The 23,749-nt window shown below is 64.1% G+C and carries 16 protein-coding genes; 11 read left to right on the top strand and 5 right to left on the bottom strand.

The window, feature by feature from the left end; translation table 11 throughout:
• Positions 1-7: 7 nt before the first annotated feature.
• Both CDV46_RS22755 and CDV46_RS22750 read right to left on the bottom strand, forming a co-directional pair.
• Positions 8-1,567, bottom strand: coding sequence for a DUF1800 domain-containing protein (locus tag CDV46_RS22755; RefSeq protein WP_254916173.1), 1,560 nt, complete (start codon positions 1,565-1,567; stop codon positions 8-10).
• A 200-nt stretch (positions 1,568-1,767) separates the two neighbouring features.
• On the bottom strand, positions 1,768-2,082 hold the full coding sequence (locus CDV46_RS22750) for a hypothetical protein (RefSeq protein ID WP_140413464.1): 315 nt from the start codon (positions 2,080-2,082) through the stop codon (positions 1,768-1,770).
• A gap of 169 nt (positions 2,083-2,251) precedes the next feature.
• Between CDV46_RS22750 and ompR the strand changes: the two genes are divergently transcribed.
• The 4 genes from ompR (at position 2,252) to CDV46_RS22730 (ending at position 5,858) form a co-directional block, all read left to right on the top strand.
• On the top strand, positions 2,252-2,977 hold the full coding sequence (gene ompR / locus CDV46_RS22745) for an osmolarity response regulator transcription factor OmpR (protein WP_058378278.1): 726 nt from the start codon (positions 2,252-2,254) through the stop codon (positions 2,975-2,977).
• 144 nt (positions 2,978-3,121) lie between these two features.
• The gene (locus CDV46_RS22740) at positions 3,122-4,465 is read left to right on the top strand and encodes an ATP-binding protein (protein ID WP_087687128.1); all 1,344 of its coding nucleotides are present in this window, start codon (positions 3,122-3,124) and stop codon (positions 4,463-4,465) included.
• Positions 4,466-4,722: 257 nt separating this feature from the next.
• The gene (locus CDV46_RS22735) at positions 4,723-5,271 is read left to right on the top strand and encodes a peroxiredoxin (RefSeq protein WP_058378276.1); all 549 of its coding nucleotides are present in this window, start codon (positions 4,723-4,725) and stop codon (positions 5,269-5,271) included.
• Positions 5,272-5,330: 59 nt separating this feature from the next.
• Positions 5,331-5,858 (top strand): carboxymuconolactone decarboxylase family protein, encoded by a 528-nt coding sequence (locus tag CDV46_RS22730; RefSeq protein WP_058378275.1) that lies wholly within the window; start codon positions 5,331-5,333, stop codon positions 5,856-5,858.
• Between the two features lie 131 nt (positions 5,859-5,989).
• Here CDV46_RS22730 and ispF read toward each other — a convergent pair whose 3' ends face one another.
• Positions 5,990-6,511, bottom strand: coding sequence for a 2-C-methyl-D-erythritol 2,4-cyclodiphosphate synthase (gene ispF / locus CDV46_RS22725; protein ID WP_087725141.1), 522 nt, complete (start codon positions 6,509-6,511; stop codon positions 5,990-5,992).
• A gap of 30 nt (positions 6,512-6,541) precedes the next feature.
• Positions 6,542-7,264 carry a 2-C-methyl-D-erythritol 4-phosphate cytidylyltransferase gene (gene ispD, locus CDV46_RS22720; RefSeq protein WP_087725139.1) on the bottom strand — a complete coding sequence of 241 codons (723 nt, stop codon included), beginning with the start codon at positions 7,262-7,264 and terminating at the stop codon, positions 6,542-6,544.
• A 108-nt stretch (positions 7,265-7,372) separates the two neighbouring features.
• On the opposite strand from ispD, the gene mfd reads away from it, so the two are divergent.
• From mfd to CDV46_RS22685, 7 genes are all read left to right on the top strand, one after another.
• Positions 7,373-10,837, top strand: coding sequence for a transcription-repair coupling factor (gene mfd, locus CDV46_RS22715; RefSeq protein WP_087725137.1), 3,465 nt, complete (start codon positions 7,373-7,375; stop codon positions 10,835-10,837).
• A 204-nt stretch (positions 10,838-11,041) separates the two neighbouring features.
• Positions 11,042-12,259 (top strand): acetylornithine deacetylase, encoded by a 1,218-nt coding sequence (gene argE / locus CDV46_RS22710; RefSeq protein ID WP_087725135.1) that lies wholly within the window; start codon positions 11,042-11,044, stop codon positions 12,257-12,259.
• Between the two features lie 253 nt (positions 12,260-12,512).
• Positions 12,513-13,796 carry an MFS transporter gene (locus tag CDV46_RS22705; RefSeq protein WP_087725133.1) on the top strand — a complete coding sequence of 428 codons (1,284 nt, stop codon included), beginning with the start codon at positions 12,513-12,515 and terminating at the stop codon, positions 13,794-13,796.
• A 37-nt stretch (positions 13,797-13,833) separates the two neighbouring features.
• Entirely contained in the window at positions 13,834-14,868 is a 1,035-nt protein-coding gene (locus CDV46_RS22700) for a threonine/serine dehydratase (protein ID WP_254916172.1), read from the top strand.
• Positions 14,869-14,874: 6 nt separating this feature from the next.
• Positions 14,875-15,927 (top strand): ornithine cyclodeaminase family protein, encoded by a 1,053-nt coding sequence (locus tag CDV46_RS22695; protein WP_087725131.1) that lies wholly within the window; start codon positions 14,875-14,877, stop codon positions 15,925-15,927.
• Positions 15,928-16,048: 121 nt separating this feature from the next.
• Entirely contained in the window at positions 16,049-16,615 is a 567-nt protein-coding gene (locus CDV46_RS22690) for a cysteine hydrolase family protein (RefSeq protein WP_087687121.1), read from the top strand.
• 45 nt (positions 16,616-16,660) lie between these two features.
• Positions 16,661-17,686: a GlxA family transcriptional regulator gene (locus CDV46_RS22685; protein ID WP_087687120.1), complete on the top strand. Its 1,026-nt coding sequence runs from the start codon at positions 16,661-16,663 to the stop codon at positions 17,684-17,686.
• A gap of 57 nt (positions 17,687-17,743) precedes the next feature.
• On the opposite strand, the gene CDV46_RS22680 is transcribed toward CDV46_RS22685, so the two are convergent.
• Positions 17,744-23,749 (bottom strand): hypothetical protein, encoded by a 6,006-nt coding sequence (locus tag CDV46_RS22680; RefSeq protein ID WP_087725128.1) that lies wholly within the window; start codon positions 23,747-23,749, stop codon positions 17,744-17,746.

Raw genomic sequence — 23,749 nt, 5'->3', positions numbered from 1 at the left:
TCACACCTCACTTCAACTGATAAGCCGGATCCATCAACAACGCCTGCAAATACGCTGCACTATTCTCGCTAGCCGTTTGCAGTGCGGCCGGTGCAAACGGCAGTACCGCCCGCTGCAAGGCGTCGCGCGTGCCCGCCTCGGGCACATTGACCGGCCCCAATGCATAGGGTTGCAGCCAGCGCGCCAGATCGAACCGAACGCCGGCCACCGTGCGCGGCATCGAAGACGGCGGCTGGAACGCCGTGCGCTGCACGCCCGGGCGCGCCGTCACCATCTGCGGCGCCATCGCCGGGCCGCCCGCGTTGGCGTTCTCCGTCGCACGGAACATGCGCTCGACGAACTGCTTGCGCGCCAGCAGCGTCGTGCTGTCGATCCACGCGTCGCCGCCGGGCCAGCCCTTCACATTTGGCGGGCGGAACAAGTCCTGCCCCAGTACCCGCATCTGCTGAGCGAGCATCGCCGGATCGTCGTAGCCGATGTCGAACTCACGCACCGTGTCCGTCACGAACTCCGATGGAGATTTGACCAGCGTGCCGCGCGTTCGTGCGTCCCAGAATGCGGGGGTGAGCAGCAGCGCCTTCAACGCCGCGCGAATGTCATAACCGCTCGAACGGAAGACGTCGGCCACGCGGGTGACTTGTGCGGTGTCGGGGGTCGGCGAAACGAACTCGCGCCACAGCTTGGTGGTGACGAACGTCGCGGTCTCAGGCCGGGCGAGCAGAATGTCGAGCATCTGGTCGCCGTCGAAACTCCCCGTCTGGCCGAGCACGGTCTTGGTGTCGGTATCGTGGAAATTCGGCCGCCAGAGGTAAGTCATCGTCGGCCGGTCGATGCTCCAGCCGGTGTAGGCCCTTGCCGCTTCGCGCACGTCCAGTTCGGTGTAATGCCCCTCGCCCAGCGTGAACAATTCCATCACTTCGCGTGCGAAGTTCTCGTTCGGGTGTCCCTTGCGGCTGCCTGCCCCATCGAGATAGATCAGCATCGCCGGGTCTTTCGACACGCTGTGCAGCAAGGTGCCGAAGTTTCCCAGTGCATTGGCACGCAGCAATACGTTCTGGCGATAGAGCACCCCCGGCTCGCGCACCTTGTCGTCGCTTGAGACGAAGTGGTTATGCCAAAACATGGTCATGCGCTCGGTGAGCGGTGACGGCGTGGTTGCCATCTCCTGCGCCCACCAGCCGGCCAACTGGTTCGCCATGAGATTGCGGCGCTGGTCGAGTGCACGGCGCTGCTCTTGGGTCAGGTTTTTGACCGCCTCGCCGTAGAGCGGCCCCTCGTTGACCCATGCGGGCACCGGCGTCACCGCCGTGCGGCGGGTCTGCGCGAGCAACCGGTCGACTGCCTCGGCACGGGTCAGGCCGACAAACGGGGCCAGCTCACGTGCGTCGGGGGCGTAACCGGTCCGTGTAAGGAGATAGCGGGCATCGCTTTCGCTCAACGTGCGCTGAGCCGGATCGGCAGCGGTGGGAGCGTGGGTTGCGCGGTGTGAGGCATGCTGCGTGGCCATGGCTGGCTTGGCACCGGCGTTCTGCCCGGGTAGTGCTGTCAGCGCGACTACCGCCACCATCGCTGCGGCGAGAGATGACCGGGCAATTACCGCGCTATCGGGCCGAACGAACCGTTCGGAAGCTATACGTCCCGGCCAACGGCGGGCGCAAAAAAAGCCAGCGTCGATCGAGGCTGGCTGGATTCGGTTCGGCTTCATGAGGCGCTCGCATCACAGGGGGCAACGTTGGCGAACGGGGCTGGGCTTCGTCTTTAAACGGATCAGTGGCTATACAACTCGCGCACCGCATCCTGAATATGCTGACGAAGCAAGCGCCGGTCTTCCGGGGTCATGTGGCCGTTGGGACGGCGGCCCGCCGGCGGATTCGGCAGATCGTCGGCACGACGCTCGGCATTCGAATCGTTGGCGGGTGAATTCTTTGGCGCGTTGCGTTGCTGTGGCGAAGCACGCTCGACCTTCGGAGCGGCGTGCGTCTGGGCGCTGAAATGCGGCACGGGACGGGCATACGTCACGCTCAGGTGTCCCCAGAGCATGATCCCCCCGAACAGTAGCGAAAACTCAGCAGCCCATCTCATCTTTTGCGTATGTCCTTCATGCCACGCGGCAGGTTTTCGCCCTGGCAGGGGTGCAAGTGTACCCACTGCCTATGGTCAGCGCACAAGCCGTAGGGTAAATTATGTAACCCTTTGTAACCCGCTTTGGCGGCCTCCTCAGTTCGCGGCATTTCGAGCTAAGATACGTGGCATGGAAAATAAAAACGCTTCCAAAATTCTGGTTGTCGACGACGATCCGCGCTTGCGCGACTTGCTGCGTCGTTACCTCGGGGAACAGGGCTTCAATGTCTTCGTGGCCGAAAATGCCACGGCCATGAACAAGCTTTGGGTGCGCGAGCGTTTCGATCTGCTCGTGCTGGACCTGATGCTCCCCGGTGAAGACGGTCTCTCTATTTGCCGCCGTCTGCGTGGCGCGAACGACCGCACGCCGATCATCATGTTAACGGCCAAGGGCGAGGATGTCGACCGAATCGTCGGCCTCGAAATGGGTGCGGACGATTATCTGCCGAAACCCTTCAACCCACGCGAACTCGTCGCCCGCATTCACGCCGTGCTGCGCCGTCAGGCCCCGCCTGAACTCCCCGGTGCGCCCAGTGAAACCATGGAGACGTTCGAGTTCGGTGACTTCGCCCTGAACCTCGCAACGCGCACGCTCACCAAGAACGGTCAGGAAATTGCACTGACCACCGGCGAGTTCTCCGTGCTCAAGGTGTTCGCCCGCCATCCGCGCCAGCCGCTCTCTCGCGAGAAGCTGATGGAGCTGGCACGCGGTCGCGAATACGAAGTCTTCGACCGCAGCCTCGACGTGCAGATCTCGCGTCTGCGCAAGCTGATCGAGCCGGACCCGGGCAGCCCGCGTTTTATTCAGACGGTCTGGGGCCTGGGCTACGTCTTCATCCCGGACGGCGGCGCGTGATCGCTCGGCTTCACGTCTCACGCATTAAAACGACGCCGGTCGCGACCTCTTCGCGCACCGGCGTCGTGTCTTATCCGAGCAGGCCACTGATGGCCGGCCGGGCAACCGTGCACGCACGCATTTCGCATTAGACGGAGCAACCCCATGCATCCGATCCGGATGGTACGCGGGCTGTTCGGCGGTCTGTTCTGGCGTACTTTCTTCCTGATTGCCCTGCTGATCGGCGTGAGTCTGGCCGCCTGGTATCAGAGCTTTCGCGTGATCGAGCGCGAACCGCGCGCGCAACGCGTGGCGCAGCAACTCGTCTCGATCGTCAAACTCACGCGCACCGCCCTGCTCTATTCCGAGCCCGACCTGCGCCGCGCCCTTTTGCAGGATCTCGAGAGCAACGAAGGCATTCGCGTGTACCCGCGCGAACCCGCCGACAAGATCGAGAAGCAAGCCAGCGGCGTGGTGACCGATCTGATCACCCGCGACGTGCAGCGCCGGCTCGGCACCGACACGGTGATCGCCTCGTCGGTGAATGAAATCCCCGCGATGTGGATCAGCTTCAAGATCGATGAAGACGACTACTGGGTCGCCATCGAACAAGATCGCATCGACACCGCCACCGGTTTGCAGTTGTTCAGTTGGGGCACGTTCGCGCTGGCGCTTTCGCTGATCGGGGCGGCCTTCATCACGGCGCTGGTGAACCGGCCATTCGCGAGGCTCGCGCACGCCGCGCGCGCCATCGGCGGCGGCCACCGGCCCGACCCCTTGCCGGAGCGCGGCATGGGTGAGGCCGCCGAGGCGAACCGCAGCTTCAATCAGATGGTGCAGGAGCTCGAGCGGCTGGAAGCCGACCGGGCGTTGATGCTCGCGGGCATCTCGCACGATCTGCGCACGCCGTTGGCACGTCTGCGGCTGGAAACCGAGATGAGCCCCTCGGAAGAATCGGTCAAGCGCGACATGATCAGCGACATCGAACAGATGGACGAGATCATCGGCCGCTTCCTCGATTACGCCCGCCCGGCCTCGCGCACTGTGCTGCAAACCATCGATCTCTCGGAGACCGTGCGCGAAACGGTGCACGCCTTCGAGGGCCGCGAAGATCTGAACATCACCGTCGAACTGGGCGAAGAGGCCTTCGTGCTCGCCGAGCGCACGGACCTGAAGCGCCTGCTCAACAACCTGATCGAGAACGCCCGCAAGTACGGACGCGATGCCGAGAGCGACATCGCCAACGTCCACATCACGACACGCGTGCTCGGTGAGCGCGTCGAGATGCGCGTGCGCGATACCGGCCCCGGCATTCCCGAGGAACAACTCGCACTGGTCTTCCGTCCGTTCTACCGTGTAGACACCGCCCGCACCAAGGCCGACGGCACGGGGCTCGGCATGGCCATCGTGCAGCGCATCGCGTCGCGCTACAAAGGGCAGGCAACGCTGAGTAACGTGCGCCCCGGCTCCGGTCTTGAAATCATCGTGTCATTTCCGCTTGCTAAATAAGGCGTATCGTGCGGAAATTGGCCCTCGCGAATGGGGTTCCGAATCGCTTCATGATGGCCCTCACCCCGGGCCACTCACAAAATCCTGTCGACGGGATTTGATTTAACTATCCCCGCAATAAATACAAACTATTGCTGTCTATCGTTCGATAGCGTATAATCCGTTAGTTGCCCGGGATCGCGTGAACCCGGGTAGTTGCAGGTTGCGATGTATTTGAAGACATCCAACGTTAACCGCATCAATTAAGGAGTAAATCGATGAAAACTGTCGGCGACAAACTCGAAGCGTTCTCGGTAGAAGCGGCAAAGCCTGGTTTCAACAACCACGAAGAAAACGGCGTGTCGGCTTTCGAAACCATCACCGAAGCCTCGTTCCCGGGCAAGTGGAAGATCATTTACTTCTACCCGAAGGACTTCACCTTCGTGTGCCCGACCGAAATCGTCGAATTCGGCAAGCTGAACGGCGACTTCGCCGATCGCGACGCTGTGCTGCTCGGCGGTTCGAGCGACAACGAATTCGTGAAGCTGGCATGGCGCCGTGAGCACAAGGACCTGAACAAGCTGAACCACTACTCGTTCGGCGATGTGACCGGTTCGCTGATCGATCAGCTCGGCGTGCGTGACAAGGAAGCTGGCGTGGCCCTGCGTGCAACGTTCATCGTTGACCCGCACAACGTCATCCAGCACGTTTCGGTGAACAACCTGAACGTCGGCCGTAACCCGGAAGAAGTGCTGCGTATTCTGGACGGTCTGCAAACGGACGAACTCTGCCCGTGCAACCGTGCGGTCGGTGGCAACACGCTGTAAGTTTTGCCTCGAAGCCCGCGCGAGCGGGCTTTTTCAGCCCAACGCAATAGGAGAAATTTATGGAATTCCTGAACGCGATTAAGGCGCAGATTCCCGATTACGCCAAGGACATCCGCCTGAACCTCGACGGTACGATCGCTCGTTCCTCGCTGGAAGGCACCGATGCCGTGGGCGTGGCCCTTGCCGCTGCGTTTGCCGCGAAGAGCCAGCCGCTGATCAAGGCCATCCGTGAATCGGGTGTGCTGCCCCCGGAAGAGCTGGAAGGCGCGTTGACCGCTGCCGCGCTCATGGGCATGAACAACACGTGGTACCCGTATCTTGAGATGGCGGACAACGCCGAGCTCAAGAACGAGAAGGCCCAACTGCGCATGAACGCCTACGCCACCCGTGGCGGCGTGGATCAGCGACGCTTCGAGATGTACGCGCTGGCCGCGTCCATCGTCGGCAAGTGCCACTTCTGCGTGAAGTCGCACTATCACCTGCTCGCCACCGAACAAGGCATGAGCACCGCGCAACTGCGTGACGTCGGCCGTATTGCCGCTGTCATCAACGCTGCCGCGCAAGTGATCGCTGCTGAAGCGGCATAAAGCCGATAGGTCGAAAGGTCATCGTCAGGCTTTCGTCTGACGACGCATCAAGCAAAACGGCGCTGCCGGGTTTATCCCCGCAGCGCCGTTTTCATTGGCAAGGGGGCATGCCCCCCCTCACATCTCAAGCCTTACGCGCCGATCAGCAACGCCGCCGCCTGTGCCTCGATACCTTCCTGACGGCCGAGATAACCGAGCTTCTCGTTGGTCTTGGCCTTCACATTGACCTGACCGACGGTAATCCCCAGCGCATCGGCAATCGACTGCGTCATCGCGGCGATATGCGGTGCCAGCTTCGGCGCCTGTGCGATCACCGTGCAGTCGATGTTGACGATCTCGTAGCCCTGCGCACGCACCCGGCGCATGGCTTCTTGCAGCAACACGACGCTGTTCGCGCCCTTGAACGTCGGGTCTGTGTCCGGGAAGTGACGGCCAATGTCGCCGAGCGCCGCCGCGCCGAGCACGGCATCGGTGATTGCGTGCAGCAGCACGTCGGCGTCCGAGTGGCCGAGCAGGCCGCGATCGAACGGAATGGTCACACCGCCCATCACCAGCGGGCGCCCCGGGACGAGCGCATGCACGTCGTAACCCTGACCGATGCGAAGTTTGGACAAGGCGGCGAGCGAAATAGAAGAAACAGCTTGTTCAGTCATGAAGGGATCGTCAAATGCAGGAGACCCGGCTTATGCCGGGCGAGCCGTGCCGAGAAATGCCTCGGCCAGCGCGAAATCTTCGGGATACGTGACCTTGAAGTTACGCAGACTGCCACGCACGAGCTTGGGGGCGTGCCCCATGCGCTCGATGGCGCTGGCCTCGTCAGTCACTTCAGCGCCGGCGGCAAGCGCGTCTTCGAGCGCCTGACGCAGCATGCCGAGACGGAACATCTGCGGCGTTTGTGCCTGCCACAGGCCATCGCGCGATTCGGTGGCGGCCACGGCCGCCAGTGCGCCGGCACCCGCCGGTGCGGCTTCACGCTTGAGCGTGTCGGCCACGGGCAGCGCCAGAATGCCGCCGACGGGGTCGTCGCGCAGGGCTTCGACCAGCGTGCGGATCAGCGCCGGCGTGATGCCCGGGCGGGCGGCATCGTGCACCAGCACCCAGTCGCTGTCCTGCGCGCCGAATTCGGTCAGCGCCTGAAGGCCGCCAAGCACCGACGCGTGACGCGACGCCCCGCCGCAGCGGCGCACGGCGAAACGCAGCGGGCCAAAGCGGCGGCCATCGAAGTGATTGTCGTCCGGCGCCAGCACCAACACGGTCTGGGCGAACTCGGAGCAGGCGTCAAACGCGGCGAGCGCATAGTGAAGCATGGCGCGTCCGCCCACGCTCCGGTACTGCTTGGGCACGTCGGCCCCGGCGCGAACACCGGCCCCGGCGCACGGGATGACAGCAAAAAGTCGGTCGCTCACGATAAAACGCAGGTAAGGGTAAAGCGGGGATTTTATAATAGACGCTGATCTTCACGGGGCCCCATCTTCATGCAGCCCCGTGCTTTGCCATTTCTGCAACGCTTTTCTATGTCATCCGCTAACGCCATATCCCGTAATACCGTGCCTGTGCCGCTCGTAAAAGCGGGACAGCGTTACGCCTTCGCCGGTGCCCACGCGTCGTCCGACGCCCTGCTCATCGCCCGCTACTTCGCAGCCAATCGGGAGCGCATGCCGCTGCTCGCGGTTGTCTGCGCGCAGGCGACCGACGCGCTGCGACTCCAGCAAGAACTCAAGTGGTATGCGCCTGATGCGCGCGTGCGTCTGCTGCCCGACTGGGAAACGCTGCCGTACGACACGTTCTCGCCGCACCAGGACCTGATCTCGGAACGGCTGGCCACCTTGCACGATCTCGGCGAAAAACGCTGCGACATCGTGCTCGTGCCCGCCACGACCGCGCTCTACCGCATGGCCCCCGCCAGCTTCATGGCGGCCTACACGTTCTACTTCCGGCAAGGCGAACGGCTTGACGAAGCGAAGCTGAAGTCGCAGTTCACGCTCGCCGGTTACGAGCATGTATCGCAGGTGATGCGTCCCGGCGAGTATTGCGTGCGCGGCGGCCTGATCGATCTGTTCCCGATGGGCTCGCCCCTGCCTTACCGTCTCGATCTGTTCGACGACACGGTCGACAGCATCCGCGCCTTCGACCCGGACACGCAGCGCAGCCTGTATCCGGTCAAGGAAGTACGCCTGCTCCCGGGGCGCGAGTTCCCGTTCGACGAACCCGCCCGCACCGCGTTCCGCGGGCGCTGGCGCGAGGTGTTCGAGGGCGACCCGAGCCGCAGCACGATCTACAAGGACATGGGGAGCGGCGTGCCCTCCGCAGGCATCGAGTACTACCTGCCGCTGTTCTTCGAAGAGACCGCCACGCTCTTCCACTACCTGCCGCCCGATGCCCAACTGGTGTTCGTCGGCGATCTGGAAGGCGCGATCCAGCGCTTCTGGAGCGACACGCGCCAGCGCTACAACTTCCTCTCGCACGACCGCGAGCGCCCGGTGCTGCCGCCCGAGCAACTGTTCCTGCTCGATCAGGACTTCTTCACATTTGCCAAGCCCTTCGCCCGCCTGACGCTGGCGAAGCCCGGCGACGGCAGTTGGGCGATCCCGCTGCCGGCGATCTCGGTCAACCGCCGCGCCGACGATCCGCTGGCCGCCCTGCGCGCCTATCTCGCCCGTACGCCCGCGCGCGTGCTGCTCTGCGCCGACTCTGCGGGCCGTCGCGAGACACTGCTGCAACTGCTGCACGACAACGATCTGCGTCCGGTCCCGGTCGAATCGCTCGAAGATTTTCTGACCTCGGATGCGCGCTTCGCGATTGGCGTGGCACCGCTCGCTTCAGGCTTTCTGCTGCCGACGGAAGACCTCGCGTTCATCACAGAAAACGAGCTTTACGAAGGGTTGGCGCGCCGTGTCGGCAAACGCCGTCAGGAACAGGCGACGTCGGTCGACTCGATGGTGCGCGACCTCGCCGAGCTCAAGGTCGGCGACCCGGTGGTGCATAGCCAGCACGGCATCGGCCGCTATCAGGGGCTGATCAGCATGGACCTCGGCGAAGGGGAAACCGAGTTCCTGCATCTCGACTATTCCGGCCAGAGCAAGCTCTACGTCCCCGTCTCGCAACTGCACCTGATCTCGCGCTACAGCGGCGCCGACCCGGACACCGCGCCGCTGCACTCGCTGGGCTCGGGCCAATGGGAGAAGGCCAGACGCAAGGCCGCGCAGCAGATTCGCGACACGGCAGCCGAGCTGCTCAACCTGTATGCCCGCCGCGCCGCGCGCTCGGGCTATGCGTTCGAACTCTCGCCGCGCGACTACGAAAAATTTGCCGACAGCTTCGGTTTCGAAGAGACCCCCGATCAGGCCGCCGCCATCAACGCCGTCATGGCCGACATGACCAGCGGCAAGCCGATGGACCGGCTGGTGTGCGGCGATGTCGGCTTCGGCAAGACCGAAGTCGCGCTGCGTGCCGCGTTCATCGCCGTGCTCGACGGCAAGCAGGTTGCCCTGCTCGCCCCCACGACGCTGCTCGCCGAACAGCATGCCCAGACCTTCTCCGACCGCTTCGCCGACTGGCCGGTGCGCATTGCCGAACTCTCGCGCTTCAAGACCACCAAGGAAGTGAACACGAGCGTCAAGGCCATCAACGAGGGGCAGGTCGACATCGTGATCGGCACGCACAAGCTGCTCTCGAACGACATTCAGTTCCAGCGTCTGGGGCTGGTCATCATCGACGAGGAACACCGCTTCGGTGTCCGTCAGAAGGAAGCCCTCAAGGCGTTGCGCGCCGAAGTCGACGTGCTCACACTCACGGCGACGCCGATTCCGCGCACGCTGGGCATGGCACTCGAAGGCCTGCGCGACTTCTCGGTGATCGCTACCGCGCCGCAAAAACGTCTGGCCATCAAGACGTTCGTGCGACGCGAGGAAGACGGCGTCATTCGCGAAGCCATGCTGCGCGAACTCAAGCGCGGCGGTCAGGTGTACTTCCTGCACAACGAAGTCGAGACCATCGAGAACCGCAAGCTGGAACTGGAGGCACTGGTGCCCGAAGCGCGCATCGTCGTCGCCCACGGGCAGATGCACGAGCGCGATCTCGAGCGCGTGATGCGTGACTTCGTGACCCAGCGCGCCAACGTGCTGCTGTGCACGACGATTATCGAAACCGGCATCGACGTGCCGACCGCCAACACTATCCTGATGCACCGCGCCGACAAATTCGGGCTTGCGCAGCTGCACCAGTTGCGTGGCCGAGTCGGCCGCTCACACCATCAGGCCTACGCCTATCTGCTCGTGCACGATCCGAAATCGCTCACCAAGCAGGCTCAGCGACGTCTGGAAGCGATTCAGCAAATGGAAGAACTCGGCGCCGGCTTCTATCTGGCCATGCACGATCTGGAAATTCGCGGCGCAGGTGAAGTGCTCGGCGACAAGCAGTCGGGAGAAATCCACGAGATCGGCTTCCAGCTCTACACCGACATGCTCGCCGACGCCGTAAGCGCACTCAAGGCAGGCCGCGAGCCGGACCTGAACGCCCCGCTGGCTGTCACCACAGAGATCAACCTGCACGTGCCCGCCATCTTGCCGAGCGACTACTGCGGCGACGTGCAGGAGCGTCTGTCGCTGTACAAGCGCTTGGCCAACGGCACGAACGCCGATGCGATCGACACGATTCAGGAAGAACTGGTCGACCGCTTCGGCAAGCTGCCGCAGCAGGCGCAGGCGCTGATCGAGACGCACCGCATGCGTCTGCTCGCCAAGCCGCTGGGCATCACCAAGATCGATGCGAGCGAAGAAGCCATCGCCCTGCAATTCGAGCCCACGCCCGCCGTGGACCCGATGCGCATCATCGAACTGGTGCAGAAGCATCGCCACATCAAACTGGCCGGTCAGGACAAACTGCGCATCGAAGCGAAGCACCCGCAACTGACCGATCGCGTGCGTGCGATCAAGGAAACCTTGCGCGCCATCAGTTCACCCGGCGCCCGTGCGGCCTGACATGAGCAACACACCGCGGGCAATTCATCGGAAGAAAACCAAGGGCAAACCCGCATGCGCGTGCGTGGCGTGCATGGTTTACCCGCGCAAATAACGATGAATTCCCGCAATGCAAGAATGGTTGTGCAAGCAATCTTTTACCTCTAAATTATTTTTGAGTACCATTTCCCGGTACGTATGACTGGAAGATTCCCGGAGATTCGAATGACAAGCGCTTCCCCCCTGAGCTCTGCGACGCAAGCCGCCAACGACGCCCAACCCGCATCGCTCGACTGGATCAAGAAGCTGGTCAGCATCGACACGACGAGTCGCGAATCGAATCTCGGCCTGATCGAGACGGTGCGCGACAGCCTGAAGGACGCCGGCGTCGAACCGTGGCTGTCGTATGACGCCACCAAACGCAAGGCCAATCTGTTCGTCACGCTGCCCGCGGCCGACGGCAACACGCAAGGCGGCATCGTCCTGTCGGGCCACACCGACGTGGTGCCGGTCGACGGCCAGCCGTGGGACACCGATCCGTTCAAGCCCGAAGTTCGCGATGGCAACCTGTATGGCCGCGGCACCTGCGACATGAAGGGCTTCATCGGCTCGGTCATGACCCAACTGCCCCAGATGCGCGACGCCAAGCTCAAGACGCCGTTCCACTTCGCGTTCTCTTACGACGAAGAAATCGGCTGCGTGGGTGCACCGGTGATGCTGGCCGAACTGCGCGAGCGCGGTATTCGCCCGGATGGCTGCATCGTCGGCGAGCCGACCAGCATGCGCGTGATCGTGGCGCACAAGGGCATCAACGCCTATCAGTGCTGCGTGCGTGGCCATGCCGCGCACTCGTCGCTCACGCCGAAGGGCTCGAACGCTATCGAATACGCCGCGCGCCTGATCTGCTACATCCGCGATCTGGCCGATCACTTCAAGCAAGTCGGCCCGTTCGACGAGTTGTTCGATGTGCCGTTCACCACGGCGCAAACGGGCACGATCTCGGGCGGTATCGCACTGAACACGATCCCGGCGCTGTGCGAATTCGTTTTCGAATACCGCAACCTGCCGGGCGTTGACGCCGAAGGCATCTTCGCGCGCATTCAGCAATACGCGATCGAAGAGCTGGTGCCGAAAATGCAGAAGGAACACCCGAACGCCGGCATCGAGTTCAAGAAGATTGCTGCCGCCCCGGCGCTCGACGCTTCGGAGCAGGACGCCATCACGCAACTCGTGCGCGCCCTCACCAAAGACACCGACAAGCGCAAGGTGGCCTATGGCACTGAAGCCGGTCAGTTCCAACTGGCAGGCGTGCCGTCGATCGTGTGCGGCCCGGGCAATATCGAACAGGCCCACAAGCCGAACGAATTCGTTTCGCTCGAACAGATCGCCCAGTGCGAATCGTTCCTGCAAAAGCTGATTCGCAGCAACACCGTCGGCGCCTGAGCCCCTGCCTGAGCCACTTTCGGCAACCGCACCGACTGACGTATCACCGGGCCGCATTCCGCTTCTGGGTGCGGCCCGTTGCCATGGCGCTTCGCCCCTGAAGCGCGTTGCAGTACCTGATCGCAGTACCAGACGCCCGTCGAAAGCATCGCAACGCCAAGACTTTCGCAAGAGCGCACAGGACGTCCAAACGAGCAAGATAACAAGCACTCAACGCATACATAACGCACGACAGGATCTGGAGATCTCGCACATGAGCGCAGCAGCCCCCGACGCGACGGCCCCGGCCGCCCGTACTTCCCCGCACGCCTGGCGTGTGATCGTCTCGGCCTCGATCGGCAACGCCCTCGAATGGTTCGACCTCGTGGTGTACGGCTTCTTTGCCGTGACCATTGCCAAGCTGTTCTTCCCGACCGGTAACGACACGGTGTCGCTGCTGATCGCGCTGGGCACGTTCGGCGTGTCGTTCTTCATGCGACCGCTCGGTGCCATCGTGATCGGCGTGTATGCCGACCGCGCGGGCCGCAAGGCTGCCCTTACGCTCTCGATCCTGTTGATGATGGTGGGCACGCTGCTCATCGCCATCATGCCGACGTATTCGTCGATCGGCATTCTCGCGCCTATCGGCATCGTGCTCGCCCGCATGATTCAGGGCTTCTCCGCCGGTGGCGAGTTCGGCAGTGCCACGGCGTTTCTGGCCGAGCACGCGCCGCAACGCCGTGGCTTCTTCTCGAGCTGGCAGGTCGCGAGCCAAGGCCTCACCACGCTGCTCGCAGCCGGTTTCGGCGCATTGCTCACGGGCAACCTGACGCCCGAAGCCATGGCCTCGTGGGGCTGGCGCGTGCCGTTCTTCTTCGGTCTGTTGATCGGCCCGGTCGCGTACTACATTCGCCGCCGTCTGGATGAGACGCCTGAATTCCTCGACGCCGAACCGACGCAAAGCCCGCTGCGCGACACGTTCACGAGCCAGAAGGAGCGCCTGCTGCTGGCCATCGGTGTGGTGGTCATGGCGACCGTTGCCACGTATCTCGTGCTTTACATGCCGACGTATGCCGTCAAGCAACTGGGCATTCCGTCATCGGCCGCCTTCTCGGCCGTGCTGCTGACGGGCGTGGTGCAACTGATCGTCGCGCCGATCGTCGGCCACTGGTCGGACACGCATGGCCGCACCAAGCCGATGCTCGCCGCCGCCGTGGCACTGCTGGTACTCGTCTACCCGATGTTCCGCTTTCTGGATGCCAACCCGACGTTCGGTTCGCTCATGGTGTTCCAGATCGTGCTGGGTCTGCTGATGACGACCTACTTCGGCGCCCTGCCCGCCCTGCTCACCGAGTTGTTCCCGGTACAGGTGCGCACCACGGGCCTGTCGCTGGGCTATAACATCGCGGCAACCGTGTTCGGCGGCTTCGCACCGTTTATCATCACGTGGCTCATCGGCGCTACCGGTAACAAGCTCGCGCCGAGCTTCTATCTGATTTTTGCGGCATTGATCAGCATTACCGCCCTGCTGCGCGTGCGTAGCATCGGTCTACGCTAACGCTATCCGCCGCGCCTATTCTGGAGACAATGTCCAAGTGACTCACCCGAACGCCACCCCGGACCTGCACGCTGAAACCATCGACGGCCAGCCCACGCCCACCAAAGAAGCCATTGCCGCGCTGCACGAGCAACTCAAGCCGTACGTGCGCAATACGCCGGTCTTCACGCGTCGCGATTTCCCCACGCTGGGCGACACGCAACTGACCTTCAAGTACGAACTGCTGCAAGCCTCGGGCACGTTCAAGGCACGGGGGGCGTTCTCGAATCTGCTGGCGCTCAGCGATGCGCAACGTCAGGCCGGTGTGACCTGCGTTTCTGCGGGCAACCACGCCGTGGCTGTTGCTTACGCTGCGCAGGCGATGGGCGTGAGCGCGAAGACGGTGATGCTCAAGACGGCCAGCCCCGCACGTTCGTCGCTGTGCCGCGAGTACGGTGCCGACCTCGTGCTGGCCGAGAACGTGCATGAGGCGTTCGAGACGGTCAAGCGCGTGGAGCAGGAGGAAGGCCGTTTCTTCGTGCATCCGTTCAATGGTTATCGCACGGTGTTGGGCACCGCAACGCTCGGCTACGAATGGGCACAACAAGCCCCCGATCTCGACGCCGTCATCGTGCCGATCGGCGGCGGCGGCCTGATCGCGGGTGTCGCGACTGCGTTCAAGCTGTTCGCCCCGCACGTGAAGGTCTACGGCGTGGAACCGGCAGGTGCCGATGCCATGGCGCAGAGCTTTGCGAACAACGGTCCGGTCAAGATGGGGCCGATGACGGGCATTGCCGACAGCCTGATGGCACCGCACACCGAGCTGTACAGCTACACGCTGTGCCGCCGTCATATCGACGAACTGGTGACGGTGACCGACGACCAGATGCGCGCCGGCATGCTGACGTTGTTCCGTCAGTTGAAGCTGGCCGTGGAACCGGCTTGCGCGGCAGCCACCGCTGCCCTGATGGGGCCGCTGCGCGAGACGCTTGCCGGCAAGCGCGTGGGCGTGCTGTTGTGCGGCACGAACACCGACCCGGCCACGTTCCAGCGCCATATCGACGCCGCACTGGCGGCAGAAGCCAACGCCTGATCGACGATGACCGCTACTTCGCCCTCGCCTGCCGTTCTGCTGCTCGACGCCGCACAAGTCGCGGCGCTGATGCCCGTCGCCGACGCAATTCCCGTCATGTCGGAGATGTTCGCCGCACTGGCGCGTGAGCAAATTTATTTGCCCCTGCGTCAGATCATCCGGCCGCCGGAAGCGCTCGGTGCGAAAGGCATGCTGGGGATGATGCCGGCGTTCATTGCCGGAAGCGCAGGGAATGGAGCGGGCGGAGACAAGCCGCCGGTCTACGGCGCGAAGGTCGGCACATTCTTCCCCGGCAACAGCACGCTGGGGAAAGACCCGCATCAAGGCTGCGTCGTGCTGATGAGCGGCGAGACGGGCGAGTTGCTGGCGATCATGAATGCCGCCGAGATCACCGGCATTCGCACCGCCGCCGTCACCGGGCTGGCGACCCGCCTGCTTGCACGCCATGACGCGACCTGTCTCGCGCTGATTGGCGCGGGCCATCAGGCGCACTGGCACCTTGCCGCCTTGGCTGCCGCGCGACCGTTGCAACACGTTCGCGTGGCCAGCCGCTCGCGCGCCAGTGCACAGGCGTTTGTCGACAAGGAGCAACCGAACTACAGCTTCACGCTGGAGGCCGCCGACAGTGTCGAAGCCGCCGTGTGCGATGCCGATATCGTCGTGACCGTCACCAACACCACCGAGCCGGTGTTGCACTCGGCTTGGCTCGCACCGGGCACGCACGTCAATCTGGTCGGCAGCAGCACGCCGCGCCATCGCGAAGCCGATACCGAGTTGATGGCACGCGCCAGACTGTTTGTCGACCGCCGCGAGTCGACCGTCAACGAATCGGGCGACTATCTCGCCGCCGCCGCCGAAGGCCGCATCGGTCCGGAGGATCTGCTGGCCGAACTCGGCGAGTTGGTCATCGGCCGACACCCCGGCCGGACCAGCGCAGAGGAGGTCACGCTGTTCAAATCGCTCGGCATGGGCGCGCAAGACGTCGCGCTGGCCGCCGCGCTGTATCGGCGTGCGCAGACCCCGTCAGGCGAAAACGTTGGGGTACGCGCCGCCATCTGAGCGCCGCAGGCCTGTCCGAATCCGTCCGAATCCGTCCGATTCCCGTCCGCACAAGGTCTGTCGCCCGCGCGTGAACCTCCGTAATATGGGGCCATCGTCACACCACCCCACGGAGTTCGTCATGTCGCAAGCTCAATCGTCACAAGCGTCCCGCACCGCCCTGCTCGTCATCGATGCTCAGGAATCGTTCCGCCAGCGCCCGTACTGGCGTGAAGACGATCTGGCCACGTACTTCTCGCGTCAACAGGCACTGGTCGACGGCGCAGTCGCCCGTGGCGTGCCGGTCGTGCAGGTCTTTCACATCGACTCGGGCGTGTTCGCGCGTGCCTCGGGCTTCGTGCGTACGCTCGAAGAGCTTCGCATCGAACCGGTCTTTACGGTGGATAAGGTCAAGCACAGCGCACTGGCCGGCTCCACGCTCGGTCCGTGGCTGGTGGAACATGGCATCACGCGCCTGATCGTGTCGGGCATCCGCACCGAACAGTGCTGCGAGACGACCACGCGTGCCGCGTCCGACGCCGGTTACCAAGTCGATTTCGTCACCGAAGCCACGCTCACGTTCCCGATGACGCACCCGCGCACTGGCCGTGAACTGTCGGTGGCAGACCTCAAAGAACGTACCGAAACCGTGCTCGTCGACCGCTTCGCGCGCATCGTCACCGTTGAGGAAGCGCTCGCGGCGGTGTAACGTCGGGGTCTGTCCGAAATTGTCCGTTGTCTGGGCGCTCACGTGATGCCGCGAATTCAACCTGTCTACCTGCTGGTCATGCCTGACGCGCTGCTGCTCGATATCGCCGCGCCAGCCGAAGCGTTGCGCATGGCCAATTTGCAGCAGGATACGGTTCGCTTCGTGTTGCATTACGTGGGCACCCGGGCGTCGGTCGACACGTCGATCGGGTTGCGGCTTTCCCCATTGACCGTGCTGCCCGATGGCGTCCCCGAGGATGCATGGGTTGTCGTGACCGGCACGGTGGAAAAGCCGCTGCCGATCGCGGCGGCCCACGACGACGCGGCGGCTTCGGCGGCACTGGCCGGCTCAGTTGACTCGGGCGACGAAGCCGAATCACTGGCCGTCGCGTGGCTGCGGCGCACGGTGCGTCCCACACACCGGCTGGCCTGCATCTGCACCGGCGCGTTGCTCGCCGCACGGGCGGGGTTGCTCGACGGGCGCATGTGCACCACACATCACGGCAGTTGCGACGCACTACGGGCGCTGGCACCGGGCGCACGTGTGGCCGACAACCGGCTCTATGTGCAGGATGGCAACGTCTGGAGCAGCGCGGGCGTGACCACCGGCCTTGACCTGATGCTCACGCTCATTGCCGAAGTCACCAGCCCACTGTGTGCGGCTGCAATTGCCCGCCAGATGGTCGTCTATTCGCGCCGCGCAGGCGCCGACCCGCAACTCTCGCCGTGGCTCGAAGGCCGCAATCACCTGCACCCGGCCTTGCACCGCATGCAAGACGCCATCGCCGCCGATCCCGCGCGCGACTGGACACTCGCCGCCATGGCAGAGATCGCCAGCACTAGCGAGCGGCAGGTCACGCGGCTCTTTCGCGAACACTCCGGCACCGCCCCGATCGACTACTTGCATCGCCTGCGCATTGCGCTGGTGAGAGAAATGCTCGGCAACAGTCAGCTTGATCTTGAACGTATTGCCGAGCGCGCGGGTTTCGCTTCGGCGCGTCATATGCGCCGCGTGTGGCACAAATTCGAAACGGTACCGCCGAGCCATGCACGCCGCCCCGTGAACCACTAACCGCTAAACACTAACCGCTAAACACTGACCACTAAGCGCCGCTGATGCCCTCCGGTGTCATCGGAAGTTCTGCCGCGGGTGCCAGCCCGGCTGCGGAAAATTCGGCCATGCCGGTGCGTGCAACAGCAACGCATTCTCCTGATAGTCGAACGGCAACACGCCCCGCGAATCGGCAAACGTCGGCGCGGCATTCAGAGCGTCTTCAATCGTGTCGAAATCAACGTATTTGACGTGTCGCTTACCCGCCCGTGCGATGTAAGCGGCCTGCCACTGCGCTTCGCTGACGATGTACCCAAAGTACGGGGGATGCAGCGTATCGGGCAGTGCATGACTCGCGAAAATATCGACGACGACCCGGCAAGGCGTCTCGCTTCGGCGGAACGGCTTTTCGGCATCGCCGACCAGCGCATAGGACCAATCGGGTTTGAATTGATTGGCGTGCGACCACGTCAGCACGACACGGCACCGAATGTTGGTCACGTTGAACCGTTGCATGGCCGCATGAATCGCCGCTAGCAGATTGGCGTCGGCGCCGTCCGAGCGCCGCTCGATGGCCGTGAGCACCAGCGGCACCGCCACGATCTCCTGCTCCAGCAGCGTCCCGTCGACCGTCCCGTTGCTGGCAGGCGGGCAGCGGGGTTCGATATGAATTCCCGGCGTGAGCCCTTCTGCGCACATCGAGACGGGCGTGCCGTCTTTCAACACCACACCGTCGCCGGTAAATGCGAGCAACGTATTGTTTGCCAGCAGATCGATGCGCTCCAGACGGGGCGGCAGGCGTCCATCTTCGAAGCGTCTCGTCCATCCCGCCACGACGCCCTGCCCCAGACTGAACATTTCGTACCACACCTGCACGTCGTAGTCGTTCCCCAGCGGGCTGGTCAGAAAGAGGCGATAGCCCGGCGGCACGGCGGCGAACGATGGCGCGTCGCTGATGCGGATGAGCCCCCGCCCGGACGTCCCGGACGTGTAGCCATCGGCGCTGATCGGCATCGAATCCCAGATGGTGTCGATGACTGCCGCAAAGCGGTCGGTCGCCTGCATATGGAAGCTGGCGTTGAGCAGCGACCGGCCGAACGTGCTGCTGCCCACGCCCCACTCGACGAGGCCGGCCATCTCGCCACGCGCCACGCCCTTGGTGTAAGGCGTCAGGTGCGCATCGACAAAGTTGATCGCCTGCATCACCGCATCATCCGGTGCCTTGCCGGCCAGTGGGTACGTGCCGTTCGCGGCAGCCGCTTCACGTGCCATCAGTCCGATGGAATGGGCCAGCGAGAGATCGGGGCCCGTCCATCGGGTATGGACCAACGCCGCATCGGTGATCTCGCGGGGCGGTGCAAACGGCGTATCGGATGTCCTCGGCCGCAAGAGCGCACGCACCGCGCGGGTGAGCTTTTTTGCATCGTCCGGCGGCAACACGCTGGCGGCATAGGCCACCAGAAACAGCAGGTCGTGCGAGCGGTCGTCCTGCATACAGATGTCGACCGCGCTGGCCCGGCAATGCAGGTCCCAGAAGATTCGACTATGCAGGTCGTTCACCATATCGCCATGCCCGCCCCGACGGGTCACGAAGGTCACGGCGGCCAGCGGGTCCGGGCTCGCGTCGCCGGGCACGCCGGGCACCGCACCATCCTCGTTCAGCAAGCCCCGGTAGACCCACAGCCGGTGTTCGCTGAGATGGGGCCTGACGAACGCTTGCAAGGCCTGCCGTCCCTTGATCGTGAGGTTGCCCGTCCAGCCGAACGCGTCTCCCGTGATCAGCGACAGCAGCAGGTAGTTGCGCACACCGTCCGACACCCGCGCTTCATCCAACCGGTCGACACCGCTCAATGCCACCACGCCGTACAACGTGGCGTCGTACAAGCGCGCCGTACGCAGTGGCTCGACCCCTTGTAGCCGCCGCAACGCCAGCCCCTGATTCGCCGCGTCGAGAAACGGCAGGTGCCAGAGCAGCAGCCCCGTCTCGACACGGGCGAGCACGTCGGACAATGCTGCCTTGAATTCGGACACATTCCAGCGCTGGAATATCTGATGACGAAACCCGGACACTTGATAGGCTGCAATCTGATCGATCTTGCGCAACCGCATGCCTAACCGATTGGCTCGCCACAGCGCCACGATATCGGACCACGACACCTTTTCTTCAAACGTTTGCGATGCCGGCAGCAGTCTCGCCAGTGGGCTCAGCGGCGGGCCCGGCAGCGGATTCAGGGGAGGATTCGGCAGTATCGTCTCGGGCGCTGCCGACGGCACGGGCCGCACCGCCACGCGCCCCGCGTCGGGGTCGAATATCGGGATGGCGGGCACGCGCTGGCGAATCGTTTCGTCGATGAACATCGAGAACATGGCACCGGAGACCTCCACGCTGCCGTTGCCGTGAAACGTCAGAATGTCGGCATGCTTGCCGGCGAAATCGATGACCGCAAAATCCGTCGGCAACGTCACGATGGCGGGATCGGTGCCGCTGCCCACCACCTCGCCGTCACCACAGGTCATGCCGGCGAAGAACATTGTGCCGAACTCGTCGGCCAATGCGATGGCGTATCCCTGCGGCAATCGCAACAGTTCATCACGCGTCGTGACCGGGGCGAGTCGCAGCCCGAGAAAGCCGTTGACGTTGCGGTTTCGGATGGCCACCGTCCTGCGTATATTGCTGTCGCTGCTCCCGCCATAGGCCGCGCGCACATGATCGATGACATCCCACGGGCGTTGCGGCGTTTCCATCGGCGATGCGTTATCAGGCAAATGCAGGTCGGCGAGACCGACAAGGCTCTGCACCATGGCGCGGCGTTCGTCGGAATTCGGGGACGGCATGGCGTCCATGGCCGCATAACTGCTGCGTAGCAAATGGCCCGACGCCGCCAGCGTGTAGCCGAACGCCGCCCTGAAGATCCGCCATTCGGCCGCGCCGATGGGCAAGAGATGCACGAACATCATCAGCGTGCCCAGCTTCATGTCGTGCTGCGCTTTGCGCATGCCGGCCAGATCGGTGTCCTTGGCCTCCGCCGAAATCAGCATCAGGTTGGCGAAGCTGGTCGCCACCCCGGTGCCGAACGCGGCCGGCGACACCCAGACTGACAACGGGAATGCGCCGAACAGGAGCGGGAAAAACACCCCGGAGCCTTGCAGCATCGCGTGCTGTATCGCGAGCCGGTCGCGGCGATCGCGCCATGACTTGGTGGCAATACGTACGCCCATGTTTTCGCGCACGGTGCGGACTTCCGCCTTCCACAACTCGTCCCGGATCGCGTTGCTCGACTGGAACTCGAAGTCGGGTTGATACATCTCCCGCCGCGTCTCGGTATTGGCGAACCATAGGCCGACCGGCCCGCCGTCGCCCGGCCCCCAGCCGATGCCCGACCCCGGGCCCGTCTTCCTGCCGATACGGAACTGAAGATCGCTGATGTGTACGGGGTTGTCGAGCTTGACGAGATCGCGCGCCGACAAGTGACTCGTCATGAACTCCCGGAAGAGCGCGCCTCGCTCGACCGTTCGATCCCACCAGAGCCAAGTGCCGCTCTTGAGCGAGACCAGCAATGCGTTTTCACCGTTGGTATGGCGCGCCGCCAGCAAGCCGGGCATGACTCTTTTGTGGAACGTCAACAGGCGCAACGTGTTGCCTCGCTCGCTTTCGGCAGCGGCCTGCTTCACGATGTCGGCGGCCCATGCGGGGCTGCCTTCGGACAATCTCGCCTGCAAGATCATGGCAAACGTGCGGGCATTGACGTAGTGCCCAAACGCCGCGACCGCCTCCGGCGCACGTTCCAGTTGCGCCAGATGGGCGATGTCGGCGTCGTGCAAGGCCTGCCGGAAGTCGTCGTTGTTGACCGCGTTCAACAAGCGGGCCACCTCGGGATTACCGTCGCTGACCGCTACCGACCGGACTTCCTTTGTCGCCCCCAGCTTCAGTGACTCTTTCTGGTAGTGATGCCCCAGTGCGACGTCCCGCAACCGGTACTTCTCGACGGTCGTCAACGTCATGGACGGCACGCCATGCGCGTTCCCCATGACGAGAAACGGGATCGAGCGATACGTCACGTTGACCCATTCGTCGAGCATCGCCGTCACGTTCGACGGCACAAGGCCCGCACTGCGCTGCGTCAGCACGTCCTTGATCAACCATGCGGTGTGCGAGTCCGCCGCATCCCGGTAAGTGTGCGCGGCGTCGTCCCATGCCATCCAGTCGCCCAGTGTCAGCAACTTGCTCAGACTCAAGCCATCTCGCAGATCCCGGACGGCCGGCGGTGGCGGCGGTCCCTCTGCGCGCCGGGCTTCGCTGATGGGCGAAGCCGAGGGCGATTCTGCGGATGAACCCGCCGGTGACTCTGCCTGCAAATCCGTTGGCGAATCCACCCGCAGCGGATCGTCGCTCAGCCATGACGCGGCCCGGTCGTAGGCATATCGGGCCGCTGCGGCCACGCTCACCGCGCCAAGCGCAAGCCCGCCCACCTGCACCGTGCGCGACTTCAGTCCCACGCGTAATGCGCGGGTCATGGTCCAAGTGGCGATGGCACTTCCAGTGTTCAGTAACGGGTCGGTGGGGTCGGTGGCATGGCTCGCCGCGCGCACATCGTCCGGCTCGAATGGCGGTGCGGCATACACACCGCCCGCGATCGCGGGTGATAACGGTTCGGGTGTGACACGCGGGGGCGGCGCGATTCGGATCGATGGCCACGATACGGCCGCGTGCCGTGGCCGCAACGTATGGTTCGCGAACGGCAGTGGTTCGCCGCGTTCGACGGGTTCGACAGGCTCGGCAAGTTCGACGTGGGCAGAGGGTTCGGCACTTTCCGCTCGCCCGGCCTGCGCGGTTTGACTGTCAGGTCCCGGCAAGTACCGGATCGCAGCGGCCCGTTGCCACGCCGCACGATCCCACGCGTACAGCTCGTCTTGCCATGCCTCGGCGCGCCGGGACTGACGTGCCGACGCCACCTCATCGCCCCACGGACTCAACAGCCCGTGCTGGCTCGCCAGATCCAGCAACGTCTCCAGCGCCTGCTTGCCGCACGTGAGGTTTGGCGTGCGCCGCGTGTTCTCGCGCTCGGCCCGCTCGAAGTCGCGTACCGGCAATCGACGCACCACGTCGCCGGGTGTTTGACCTGCCGTGCGCGCCTCGAGTCTGCGACGGATGGCCGCCATCAAATGGAAAAAGTCGAGCCGCACGTCGGCCCCTTCGAGCCGTGCCATCAGTGCCTTGAGATCGGCGCGTCCGAGTTCCGGCAAGCTGAGCGCCAGCGCAGCTTCGTATTTCGCACGTTCCGCCGGATCGGCATGGCTCGATAGCGTCGAAACCGCCCTTCGCAACGCACTCCCCAATACGCCGATTTGCAGGGCCCCGGCGGTGATCGCACCGGCCAGCGGCAAACTCGTTCCGAGTGCGCACGCGGCCGTGCCTGCCGCAGCCCACAGCGCGCCACGTGCAAACAGCGCGCTCGCCGCGACCGGTTCACTCACGTGCCCGCCGTCGGCGGGGCCGCCCATCAGGTCGTGCCACAAGGCCTGCGCCACGTCGGGGGCTTCGCACACGATGTCCGGCAATGACGCGACCATCGCTTCAACGTCGTCATCGACAACATCGGCAAGCTCGGCGAGCGCGCACCGTGACGCCGAGGCGATCAACACATGACACAGGCCACCGTACGGCTGGCGTTCATCGGACCACTCGACACCCCCCTCCCGCCAGAGGCCGAACCGGGCGCCGTCGCGGCAAATCTGCCAGTGCCGATCGGCGCCGGTCGTCTCCCGCTCATGCGGGGCGCGCACGTCCAGACGTTCAACAGGTGCCCCACAGGCATCGACGATGTCGAACACGCCGCCCGAGCCGAGACGGCCGCACCGGGCAATCAATCGTGGCGCCAGCACTGCCCCCACCTCCCCCCATCGCTCGGGTTGCGCGAGCAGCCAGTACACAGTCTGCGCGCGCCAATCCATGTTGGTGACCTGCGTCGGGGTGGCGGCGTGTGTTTGCGCCTGCCAGCCGAGGCGCAGACGCGTCGCGGCGTCGCAAGGCACCTGCGCGCCGCACAGTTGCCACGGGTTCCGCCCGCCCGATTCGATTCGCAT

Origin of the sequence: Pandoraea sp. PE-S2T-3 (assembly GCF_002179965.1) — a bacterium.
Lineage (GTDB): Bacteria > Pseudomonadota > Gammaproteobacteria > Burkholderiales > Burkholderiaceae > Pandoraea.
This window is presented reverse-complemented; position numbering and strand designations above follow the sequence as displayed.

Excerpts from the sequence above, each read along its gene's own strand:
- ispF (WP_087725141.1), bottom strand. The coding sequence starts at position 6,511 with ATGACTGAACAAGCTGTTTCTTCTATTTCGCTCGCCGCCTTGTCCAAA.
- CDV46_RS22750 (WP_140413464.1), bottom strand. The coding sequence starts at position 2,082 with ATGAGATGGGCTGCTGAGTTTTCGCTACTGTTCGGGGGGATCATGCTC.
- CDV46_RS22705 (WP_087725133.1), top strand. The coding sequence starts at position 12,513 with ATGAGCGCAGCAGCCCCCGACGCGACGGCCCCGGCCGCCCGTACTTCC.
- ompR (WP_058378278.1), top strand. The coding sequence starts at position 2,252 with ATGGAAAATAAAAACGCTTCCAAAATTCTGGTTGTCGACGACGATCCG.
- CDV46_RS22695 (WP_087725131.1), top strand. The coding sequence starts at position 14,875 with ATGACCGCTACTTCGCCCTCGCCTGCCGTTCTGCTGCTCGACGCCGCA.
- CDV46_RS22735 (WP_058378276.1), top strand. The coding sequence starts at position 4,723 with ATGAAAACTGTCGGCGACAAACTCGAAGCGTTCTCGGTAGAAGCGGCA.
- mfd (WP_087725137.1), top strand. The coding sequence starts at position 7,373 with ATGTCATCCGCTAACGCCATATCCCGTAATACCGTGCCTGTGCCGCTC.
- CDV46_RS22690 (WP_087687121.1), top strand. The coding sequence starts at position 16,049 with ATGTCGCAAGCTCAATCGTCACAAGCGTCCCGCACCGCCCTGCTCGTC.
- CDV46_RS22740 (WP_087687128.1), top strand. The coding sequence starts at position 3,122 with ATGCATCCGATCCGGATGGTACGCGGGCTGTTCGGCGGTCTGTTCTGG.
- CDV46_RS22755 (WP_254916173.1), bottom strand. The coding sequence starts at position 1,567 with ATGGTGGCGGTAGTCGCGCTGACAGCACTACCCGGGCAGAACGCCGGT.
- CDV46_RS22680 (WP_087725128.1), bottom strand. The coding sequence starts at position 23,749 with ATGCGAATCGAATCGGGCGGGCGGAACCCGTGGCAACTGTGCGGCGCG.
- CDV46_RS22730 (WP_058378275.1), top strand. The coding sequence starts at position 5,331 with ATGGAATTCCTGAACGCGATTAAGGCGCAGATTCCCGATTACGCCAAG.
- CDV46_RS22685 (WP_087687120.1), top strand. The coding sequence starts at position 16,661 with ATGCCGCGAATTCAACCTGTCTACCTGCTGGTCATGCCTGACGCGCTG.
- argE (WP_087725135.1), top strand. The coding sequence starts at position 11,042 with ATGACAAGCGCTTCCCCCCTGAGCTCTGCGACGCAAGCCGCCAACGAC.